The organism is Paenibacillus mellifer (assembly GCF_023195895.1).
Lineage (GTDB): Bacteria > Bacillota > Bacilli > Paenibacillales > Paenibacillaceae > Fontibacillus > Fontibacillus mellifer.
Window position 1 is genome coordinate 183,504 of the sequence record NZ_JALPRK010000008.1, and the last position, 11,126, is coordinate 194,629.

The 11,126-nt window shown below is 49.6% G+C and carries 7 protein-coding genes; all 7 read right to left on the reverse strand.

Going from position 1 to position 11,126, the window contains the following annotated elements:
• Positions 1 to 20: 20 nt before the first annotated feature.
• The 7 genes from M0651_RS11345 to M0651_RS11375 all read right to left on the reverse strand — a co-directional run bounded on the left by M0651_RS11345 (position 21) and on the right by M0651_RS11375 (position 10,976).
• Positions 21 to 983, reverse strand: coding sequence for an ABC transporter permease (locus tag M0651_RS11345; RefSeq protein ID WP_248551860.1), 963 nt, complete (start codon positions 981 to 983; stop codon positions 21 to 23).
• 253 nt (positions 984 to 1,236) lie between these two features.
• Positions 1,237 to 3,510: an AraC family transcriptional regulator gene (locus tag M0651_RS11350; RefSeq protein ID WP_248551861.1), complete on the reverse strand. Its 2,274-nt coding sequence runs from the start codon at positions 3,508 to 3,510 to the stop codon at positions 1,237 to 1,239.
• Between the two features lie 208 nt (positions 3,511 to 3,718).
• Positions 3,719 to 5,332 (reverse strand): response regulator, encoded by a 1,614-nt coding sequence (locus M0651_RS11355; RefSeq protein WP_248551862.1) that lies wholly within the window; start codon positions 5,330 to 5,332, stop codon positions 3,719 to 3,721.
• Entirely contained in the window at positions 5,307 to 7,226 is a 1,920-nt protein-coding gene (locus M0651_RS11360; RefSeq protein WP_248551863.1) for a cache domain-containing sensor histidine kinase, read from the reverse strand. The genes M0651_RS11355 and M0651_RS11360 overlap by 26 nt, the downstream gene beginning before the upstream one ends.
• Positions 7,227 to 7,298: 72 nt before the next feature.
• Positions 7,299 to 8,984: an extracellular solute-binding protein gene (locus M0651_RS11365; protein ID WP_248551864.1), complete on the reverse strand. Its 1,686-nt coding sequence runs from the start codon at positions 8,982 to 8,984 to the stop codon at positions 7,299 to 7,301.
• A 114-nt stretch (positions 8,985 to 9,098) separates the two neighbouring features.
• Entirely contained in the window at positions 9,099 to 9,989 is an 891-nt protein-coding gene (locus tag M0651_RS11370) for a carbohydrate ABC transporter permease (RefSeq protein WP_248551865.1), read from the reverse strand.
• Between the two features lie 18 nt (positions 9,990 to 10,007).
• Complete coding sequence (locus M0651_RS11375; RefSeq protein ID WP_372490940.1) at positions 10,008 to 10,976, reverse strand: ABC transporter permease; 969 nt, start codon at positions 10,974 to 10,976, stop codon at positions 10,008 to 10,010.
• Between the last annotated feature and the right edge of the window lie 150 nt (positions 10,977 to 11,126).

Below are 11,126 nucleotides of genomic sequence, written 5' to 3' on the forward strand. Positions count from 1 at the left end.
AACTCGGTTCGCCTCCTTTCTTAGAGAAGCCCGTCTTCGCCTAGTTTCTTAGCCACCCGATCAGCCAGCAGGACAAGTACCAGCCCGATCACAGACTGGAAGAGCCCCAGCGCCGTGGCACGGCTGAAGTTCCCACTCTCGATCCCCCAGCGGTACACCAAGACCGGAATCGTCGTCGTGAATTCGGTGGTCGCTTTATTTTGCAGGGCAAAAATCCGTTCGAACGAACCTTCCATCACCCGGCCCAAATTCATGATGAGCAGCGTAACGATCGTCGCGCGAATTGAAGGCAGCGTCACGTTCCACACCTTCCGCCACCTCCCGGCTCCATCCACGGTCGCCGCCTCGTATAGCTCCGGGTTAATCCCGCTCATGGAAGCCAGGTAAATAATCGTTCCCCAACCCATGCTTTGCCAAATACCGATCGCTAGATAGCTGACCAGCCAGTTGTTGTCCTCTTGCAAGAACGGGATCCGCGTCCCGCCCATCATTGCGATCAGATTGTTGATGACCCCATTGCTTTCGCTTAACAGCTGATAAGCGATCGCTCCGATGATGATCCAGGAGAGAAAGTGCGGCAAATACAGCAGCGTCTGGTTAATCCTTTTGAACTTAACGTTCTTGATCTCATTGAGCAGGATCGCGAGCAGAACGGGAATCGTGAAGCTAAAGACCAGGTCGAGACTATTCAGCAGAAGCGTATTGCGGACGGCGCGGCCGAAATCATGTTTGGCGAAAATCTCGGCAAACACCTCGAACCCCACCCATTCGCTGCCCCAGAACCCCCGGGCGATTTTGTAATCCTTAAAGGCCAGCACAAGTCCGGACATCGGCGCGTATTTGAATACCAACACGAAGGACAACGGGATGAATAACAACAAATATAGTTCCCAGTCCCGCCGGAAATGGAATGCGGCCCCTCGGCCAAACGCCGGATCATACCTGAGTTTGGACTTCGATTTTGAAGCGCTTTCACCTTTCACAAACTTCACCTCCTTTGCAGTCTGGTCTGACTCGTTTCCATCACGGCTAGGAAAGCCATGGCGAGTTTGTGTCACATCATACCTCCGCATTCATTCCGGCGTAAATCATGAGTTTTGATCCTCCCTATCACTTCTGATCGTTTCCCCTTCCAGTAATGGCGATTGCCGGACGATATGATCAATTCTGATGGGTTGAATCAAAAATGGAGCTGCCTTCTTCGGCCAATCCGAAGCAAAGCAGCTCCCACGAAATCTAACCTGAGCTCCGCAGCTTGCTAGCCTTATAGCTGCTCGGCGGCATCCCTTCATATTTCCGAAAAAACCGGTTAAAGCTCTGAATGTTGGCGTAACCGACCTCCGCCGCGATTTGTTTCACCGTCATCCCGGATTCCAACAACAACCTCTTCGCTTTCTCGATCCGCCGCAGGTTCATGTAATCGATCAGACTGGTTCCCGTCATCTCGAACACGATCTTGCGCATGTAAGAGTAACTGATCCCGATCTCCTTCGCCATATCCTCAAATACGATCTCTTCGCAATAATGCGCATCTAGATAACGAATGATCCGTTCTCCGTGACCGGTTTCACTCTCCGGTCTACGCGCGAGGTACTGGAGGATCTCACGATAGAACTCACGCATATAGTGATCCAACTCATCCAACGTATCTATGGAGGCGATGGTGGAATAGAGGTTACCCCGACCGGCAAAAATTCGCGTAGGGTTGATCTGGTTTTCCCGCAGCTGCTTGATCGTGACACCAACTAACTGGTGATAAATGAACATGATATTGTCGTAGGCAATCGATGAGGCGGATTGAACATCCCTGCGGATCACTGTCAGTTCCTCTAGTAAGTGCTCAAGGTCCCCCGCCTCCAGGAAATTCAGAATCCGCCTTTCGCTATCCGCAGGATAGAGATAAGGTTTACCTCGCCCCTCTTCTTCACTCCAGAAGGAGATCCCGCCGCCGCCGCAAACCATACGCTGCTTAATGACCTCCATGGCCTCCGCCGCGCGATCCTGAAGCTCGCCGCATCTCCCCGCCCGGCTGCTGACCCCAACGGTGACCGTATGCCCAAGCAAATCCCCCGCATATCGACTCAACCCTTCGAGCGCTGACTTGATTCCTTCGTACTCGCGAGCTGCTTCCTCTTGCCCGAAGTTGATCACAACGGCAAAGCAGCCCTCCCCTTGATATACGCACCTCGCGACAATACCGGGAGGGAACAAGTTCTCGCTATACGTAACAATCAGAAATCGGTGGTAGCTTCGAGTTTCTGGATTGGTTGTGTCCACGTAATTTCGGTAACGATCGATCGAAAGGACGCCAACCAGACTATAGGGTTCAGGAAACAGCTCCGCCGCCGGCTGGACCTCTTCCCCTCGCAGCAAGCGGTGAACCGCCAGACTGCGGGCATCTTGCTCCCGTTCCTGAAGCAGCTTGTAAAGCTGCTCCTCTTCCTCTTGCATTCGTTTGAATACGGCATCGAGAAAAGCCAGTTCATTCTTGTCCGACACTCCTCGGCTGCCACTAGATCTGACTGTCCGAACCAGCCTCCGCACTGGCTTGGACAGCCAGGTCGCGAGAAACACCGTTAGCACGGAGCCAGCAAACATCATGGCTACCGTCAGCCAAACGATATTATGCTGCAGCTTATTGGTTTTGGTCATCAATGCATCCATGGAGTAGATATTTACGTTCCACCATCCGAATAAATCGGAACGCGACCAGGTGTACAATAGCCGTTCTCCATTGATCTCATGAAAAGAGAAGCCTTCTCGCGCCTGGCTTTCCAGGATTTCTTGCATGTACGGCTGTTTGGTTCCGTCGGTAAACAACACCGCCTTGTCATTGTGCGAAATGATCAACCCATCACTTTGCATGAGTAAATAGCCATGCCCGCCTGGCTCGGTGGATCGCAAATATTCTCCAATTTGGCTCTCTCGAAGGTTGACCACGATCGTCCCACGTGTCGTCGTTGATAGTCGGTTCAAGGGCAATACGTAGGAAATGACGGTTTCTCCCGAGGACAACCTCCGCGGCACCCAAACGCCGCTAATTCCTCTTCGTCCCTCAAGGACCTTCTGCATCCAGCCGATCGGTTCATACCGGTCCGTGGTTGTAATCCCTTTGTCGGTCGAAACCACATAATCCGCGCCGCTCAAGTAGAAATAAGAGGAGTACACCCCGTTCATCCGGTTGTTCAGATTCACTAGTTCCCGCAGCACCGTCAGCGCTTGGCTCACATGGTTGTAATCCTCCTTAAGCTCTCGGTAAGTTTCAAAATGGCGAATCCGGTCAAAGACTCGGCTTGCGGTCAACCGTACCGTGTCCTGAGCCAGGTTATTCAACGCATTTTCATTCAGCCTTCGGTTTGCATCTAATCCCGCCAAGGAGGATTCCGCAATCGCCTTCTCCGAATAAGATAGAATCTGTGTGCCACTGTAGAAGGTCAGGATAGTCGTGGGAACCGCCATGACAGAAAACAGGATGACTCCCAATTGAAGCATCATCGGAATCCGTTTCATCTTCCCTTTCATCTCCTCCGAAATGGGCTTTTCCGCAGTAGATTTCTGGGTGCCAGAACTAAAGCGCTTACAAAACGCACTTGGATAAATTATACATCAGTGCCAAGGCAGGGTCTATTTCTATCATTTAAAATTTTTGCAATTCCATGACAACGCAACAAAGCCCGTACCTTATAGGTACGAGCATAGCGACTGCAAACTCCCAGCTTCACTCTCTGTCCGGGCCGTTGTTCGCTCCAGCAGTCCAGGCGCTGCTGGCCACCAGCTTATCGCGAAACTCCTGCGGAGACACGCCCTCCAGCTCTTTGAAGACGCGAGAGAAATGACGGGTATTCTCGAATCCGATGGCATTGCTGATTTCCGAAAGCTTAAGCGAACCTTTTCCTAGCAATTCTTTCGCTTTGCGGATTCTTACTTTTTTCAGATAGGTCACAAAGCTTTCGCCAGTATACGCCTTAAACGCCTCGCTGAAATAGGAGTAATTCAGGGATACATGGTTGCTGACGATGGCCATATTCAGTTGGCGGTGGTAGTGGTTCTCGATGTACGCCACCGCTTCTTTCATATCTCCGTGCTCACTGTGGGCGGATCGAACTTCCTTGATATATTCGTCAAGCTCTGAGAGCAGCTGTTCCAACGATCGGAAATAGTCGTGAAAATGGCAGAAGTTCGACATATCTCCCACTTTGCGGTATAACTTCAGCACATCGACGGATGCTTCGCCATACACGCGGAACACTTCATCCAGCACCTGTTCGTTCATATGCCGGCTGACCGCCTCCAGATAGGAGATATCCATTTCGGGCAAATGGTCAATTCGGAATATCTCTTGCAAGAGCGGCCCGATTTCTTTCTCCCGATTCGTACCCAGGATATTGCCGAGCTTGCGAATGGCTTCCTTCGGTACCGGATAAGAGCGCCGCTTCATCTGCATATCCCCATACCAGATCAGCCGGGTCTTCGGATAAATAAACGTATATTTCAACGATTCACATGCCTGACGATAGCATAAGGCCAGCTCCGTGAGCCGGCTTCCCTCTTCGCTCACACCGACTAACAACCCGTCAAGTTCCCGTTCCGCCGCCAGCAGAGACAATTCTTCAAACTTACTACGCGGCCCCCCGACCAGGATCATTCGTCCCTCGCGATCCAGCAAGGAAGCGCTGAGTACGCCGTCCACGCTTTCGAACATATGCTGAGCGAGTGACTGTAAATCCTCCTTCTTCATGCGGCTGCCATCCACGTTCTTGTAGGTTAATGCCGCTATCGAGAAAGGCAATGCATATTGATCGAAACCGATTTCGGCACTCCAGATGCCAATGTCCTCTCCGGCCAATTCCGGTTGAAGCAGAAGCTCCTGCAGACGCACGGATTGAACCTGCAGCCGATAGCTCTCCGTGGCAGCGATTTGCTCGGCCATATGCGTACGTTTCGCCAGATTGTCCTGGCATTTGCGCAGCGCCGCGAACAGTTCGTCCCGGCGGATCGGCTTCAGCAGATAGTCGACGGCCTGATACCGGATGGCCGCTTTGGCATATCTAAAGTCCTCATACCCGCTTAGGATGATGATCAGCGGCCGGCTATTCTGCCCGGTCGGCAGAGGTCCCTCTGAAACATTCTCAATCAGTGCAATTCCATCCATGATGGGCATCCGGATATCTGTAATCATGATATCTGCGCCTTGGGTCCGGTATAGCTCGAGGGCTTCCGCCCCCTGAGCTGCCGTGGTTAGATCGTATTGGCCCGGGAATTCACGTTCAATCATGGTCTTCAAACCGAACCGAATATTCTTCTCGTCATCCACGATCAATAGCTTTGTCATCTGTGCCAACCCTCCCTGTTAACAGCACCTTCGGCATGATCATCACAACCTGGGTGTACTGTCCTTGCTCGCTGAAAAGCTTCAGACCGTATTGTTTTCCGTAGTAAAGCCGAATGCGTTCTTGAACATTGCGAAGGCCAATACCATCATGATTTGGCGAATTCGATACAAAATTTCCTGGAACCTTATCCGTTAAGCTGACTCTCTCTAATTCCTGGTTCAATTCAAGCAGCGAGGTCTCGTCAACCCCTCTACCGTTGTCTGTTACGACAATTCGGATATCACTCTGCGGTAATTCGAGGACCTGAATCGAGATGTTTCGCGCCCCCGTTTCTTCCCCGGTCCAAGCATGCTTCACCGCGTTTTCGACGATCGGCTGAAGCGACATCTTGAGCATCTCCATATCCAGAAGATCACTCGGAATATCCAACTGCAGCTCAATCGGTTCATCAAAACGGATGTTCATCACTTCGATATAATTTTCGATATGGCGAATTTCATCGCGCAGTTTCACGTATTCCCCAGACCATTTGAAGTTATACCGCATCATTCCCCCCAGGGAAGTCAGCGCATCGGAAATCTGTCGTTGGTTTTCGATTTCAGCCAGCATTTTGATGTTCTCTAATGTATTATACAAAAAGTGAGCGTCAATTTGGTTATGAAGGGTACGCAACTCCGCTTCTTTCGTGAGTGCTTCCTTGTATACGGCCTGAGCTACCAGCGTATTGATCGTGTTCATCAGCTTGGAGAAATGATGCGCGAGTTCCCCAACCTCGCCTCCGCCACGGATCGTAATGCCGCCGTAGGTTTCTCCGCGCCGCACCTTCTTCATTTCTTCCGTCAGCACGCGGAGATTCTTCAAGATGAATGCATTGAGAATATAAGCAATGACGGTAACCAAGGTAATAAATCCAATATTGGCACCAATCAGAATATTGCGCATATGTGAAATTTCCTTAAGCACGCCGTCCATGGACACGATATTCAACAGATCCGCGTTGATCCGCTCAATGGGCTTGTGCAGCAGCAGAAATGATTTTCCGTTCTCTTTATAATGAATATTCCATTCTCCCGTTTCATGATAAAGCTGAAGACGCTCGATAACTTCCTTACTTAAGCTCGGATGCACATCAAGAAATGAATACATCCCCCGGGTAAAAATCTGGGCTTCACTATCCACAAGCAATATTTGGGACTCGTTGTCCTGAGAGGTTGAGTAAGTTCTCGGACTGAAATTATCCAACAGCATATCCACCTGAACCATCCCGACATGATTGTCCGCCGGAATGCTCATCTCTCGCAGCAGAGAAACCTTTGGCGTAGACGCGGGAGTTTGCCCTTTGTAACGTTGCATCAAATCCGGATCCGTGTATTGGAAAGACCAAGACTCCGTCCCCTTCAATTCCTTCGCCTTCTGATACCATGGCTCACTCGCAACACGAGTTTCTCGGAAGAAGATAGGCCAAATTTCGGTGATATTACTGCTGGAGAACAAGCGCAAATGTTCAATATTCGGGTTTAAATACTGAATCCATGTCAGGCTCTTAGATGTGTTATTACTGAAATTGACCAGCTCCTCGGAGCCTAGATCGGTTGTGTTAGCTAGATAATCCCTTACTTTATTATCGGCATAGGCTACTTCTACCGCCCGCGCCAATGATTCAATCTGAGTATCGATATGCTGAATTTCCATCTCCAACAGCGAGACATTCTTATCCTCAGCATCACTTACATACATGTTATTGATGGCATCATACGAATAAAAGGACACCAATGCACTGGGTCCCAAAATAATAAAGATATAAGAAGCAATCAGGCGGCTCTGAAGCGAGCGACGCCCAAACCAATATTTAAACGAATCCCACCATGCTGCCCAAGGCTTGCTTCTCTTCATATCCTGTGCGACTCCTTTTTATAAACGCCCAAAAGCCCGCGATTCGCGGGCGTTTTTTGGGCTGAACGATGATTATTGCATGCCAAGCTTCTTCTTGTTCTCATCATACTTAGTTTGCTGGAACGCCTGTACTTTGGCAAGTCCCAGATCTTCCTGCTTCTTAACGTAATCCGCCCAAATCTTATCGAATTCGGCGTCAGACGGTGCCATCAGAAGTTTCGGAAGTGTCTTGCTGCGCAGATCCTTAATTTTGCTAAGGATAATGCCTTCATCCGAGTTGGCCAACGGATCGATCAAGTCAAATTCAGAAACACTGATCGTTTTGCCGCGAGTCCAGTCTTCCAATTGTTTGTATGGCTCCACCGATTCAGGCTGCCATTGCTGGGTGATGTTGGTGTTTTGCATCATCCAGAAGGTAAAGGAAGAACCGTATTGTTTGTCGAATGCAGAACGGTCTTTATTCATGAGATCGAAGGCTTCCGGTTTGAATTGGTCTTTACCGTCAATCGTGTCATAGCTGACGCCTTTTTCACCCAGGTAAAGGTCCTTCTGTCCTTCTTCACTCATCAGGTAGCTCAGGAATTTAATTGCACGAGCTTTGTCTTTTACATCCTTGGAGATCAAGGTTACTGTCCAACCAGAAATCGAAGGACCGTTCAAAGTAGGCGCATCCAGTTTGGAGTTGGCAGGACCGTCAACTGCAATGTAGATCTTGTTTGGATCTTGTTGGAACAAGGTACCCAATTGCGCTGCAAAGTCGGTGCGTTGGTACAACATTGCGAAGTAACGACCTTGCTGGATTTTTTCTTCCATTTGAGCGCGTTTGTCGATGAAAATATCCTTCGCCAGCAAGCCTTGTTCGTTGGCTTTACGCAGCGTTTTCAGCCATGTTACATATTCCGGATCGGTTTCGCGGTTATACAGCTTGCCGTCTTTTTGTCTCGGAATCGCCAGGAAGTTTTGCAGATAACCTTCCAGGGAGTCATTGCCGGTAGCGGTGAATTCATGCAGACCCAACGGAATCAGCGGTTGGCCGTTGATTTCAGGGAATTTCTCTTGAGCTGCTTTCAGAGCAGCCACGAAGCCTTCTGGTGTACGCATGTCAGGGCTGCCGATGGCTTCATATATATCTTTACGTACGACGAACGTTTGGTTGGATACATACGTATCGCCGTATTGCTCATAGTCTTTCGGGGACGAGGAAGAGTTCGGATAACCGTATACATTCCCGTCTGGCTGTGTATACCATCCCAGTTTGTCTGGGTCAGCGATTTTGAAGAAGTAAGGATCATATTCTTCCGCCAATTTGTTCAGCGGTTCAACGAGTCCGCCTTCGATCATCTTCTTCACGCCGTCTTCATACCAGCCCAGCGTAATGAAGTCAGGCAGCTTGCCGGAAGCGATCAGCGTGTTCAGCTTCTCGTTTTCATTCCCGGCAGGAACGATGAAGTTGATATCAACGCCCGTCTTTTTCGTTACATATTGGGAAGTCGGGTCAACGCCCCATTTATTCGGGAACCAGGCAAAGTTCAGGTACCAGTCGAACGTAATTGGAGACGTATCGGATTTCCAACCTGGTTCGTCAGCCGATGGAGTTGCGGCCGGCTCGGTTGATTCCTGCGTATTTGTGTTAGCAGCCTTGTTGTTAGCGCTTTCCTTGCTAGCATTGCCATTTCCACCGCAAGCAGCCAGAGACAGGACCATGATGGACGCCATCAGCAGCATCATCATTTTTTTGGACTTGCTTTTCATGCCCATGCTTTTTTACCCCTTTTCTCATTTGGTGTGTTCCTTTTATGTGCAACTCCAAAGCCGCCGTGAAGCGGCTCGGAGGAGTTACCACGAACGTGGTGAGTTGGCCTAAACCGCCTCTTAGCCTTTGATCGAGCCGATCATCATCCCTTTAACGAAATAGCGTTGCAGGAACGGATAAGCGAACACGATTGGCAAGGTCGTTACGACCATCGTTGCCAGTTTAATGGATTGAGAAGTGACCGATTTCGTCACCGCGCTGCCCTGTACGGCTGTCGTCATGATGTTGGAACTGGACTGGGCCACAACCCGGTATAGGAACGTCTGAATCGGCTGCAGGTTCTCGTTGTTGACGTAAATGATCCCCGTAAAGTAATCGTTCCATTGGTAGACCCCGTGGAACAAGGCGATCGTTGCCAGTACAGGCATCGAGACCGGCAGTACAACTCGCAGGAACACGATCCAGTCGTTGGCTCCGTCGATCCGGGCCGCTTCCTCCAATCCATCGGGAATTTCCCGGAAGAAGGTCATGAAGATAATCAGGTCAAAGAAGCTGAACAACACCGGAATAATGTAAACCATGAAATTATCAAGCATATGCAAATTCCGGATCAGCAGGAAGCTTGGAATCAGCCCCCCGGAGAAAATCATCGTAATGGTTCCCAATAGGATGTACAGCTTTCCACCGATTAGATCTCTGCGGGAGAAGGCGTAGGCGACCATCGCCGTAAAGAACACGTGAGCTACAACGCCTAGGACGGTTTTAGCAACCGTAAGCCCCATCGCGGTCATAATGCCGGGATTATCAAATACCGCTTTAAAATTCTCAAGACTGAAGATCCGAGGCCACCAGTAAATGCCCCCGAGCATGGCGTCCTTCCCGTCGTTGAAGGCATTGATTAGGACGTACCAAATCGGATACAGCGTGACGAAGCAGATTAACAGCATTCCCAAATTATTCAGTGTATCGAAGACGACTTCGCCTTTCGTTCTGCGGCTTAATGAAAACATGTGCAGGTCCCCCTTGGCCTAAAACAACGAAGTGTCGTTGAGTTTTTTGGATACTTGGTTGGCAATCAACAGCAGGGTAAGCGCTATGACGGACTTGAACAAATTGATCGCCGTAGAGTACGAGTACCGGCCCGAAGAAATCCCTGTATAGTAAACATAGTAATCTATAACATTACTTGCACTATCATTCAAAGAGTTACGCAATACCAAAATCTGGTCGAAATTGGAGTTCATCACACCGCTGACCGCCAGGATGAACAAAATACTGATCGTAGCTTTGATCGCCGGGAGTGTAACGTACCACATTTGCTGGAACCTTCCGGCCCCGTCAATGGTGGCCGCTTCGTACATTTCAGGCGAAATGCTCGTAATTGCCGCCAGGTAAATGATCGCGGACCACCCGAGCTCCTTCCAAATATCCGAAGTAATGATGATCGTCCAGAAGTATTTCGGTTCGGCTAAGAACGAGATCGGTTTATCGATGATATTAAGCGCCATAAAAATATCGTTGATGATGCCCACGTCTGATAACCATGTTGCCAGGATACCGCCCAGCACAACCCAGGACAGAAAGTGAGGCAAGTAGGAAATCGTTTGGATTGCTTTCTTATAACGAAGCGAACGGACCTCATTTAGGAACAGGGCGAATACGATCGGTAAAGGGAACATGAGCAGCTTCAGCAAGCTGATCCCAAGCGTATTCTTCATGACATTGACGAAGTTCTCGTCCTGCAAAAATTCCTTGAAATGCGTAAGTCCGGCCCATGGGGCTTCTGAAATCGTTCGAATAATGTCGTAATCCTTAAAAGCGATGATGACACCATACATGGGAATGTAGTTGAAGATGATCATCCAAGCGATGCCGAGTAAGGCCATAATTTGAATATGTCTTTGCGTGTACAGTTTCTTCAGCCATTTCCGCCTTGACGAGGGCGGCGTTTCTATCTCTTGCATGGCTGCGGGTTGCGTTGACGGCTGCATTTCCATCCCCTCTGACCTCCAAGCTGTTCTAGTCTATTAATGTAAGCACTTTCACCTATCTGTATCTATTGTACTTGGGATCGGGCCATAGGGATATGGTCCAGATTTCGTATCGATGTATCCGTTTTTCGGCTGGTGACCCTGGTGGCCAAAACA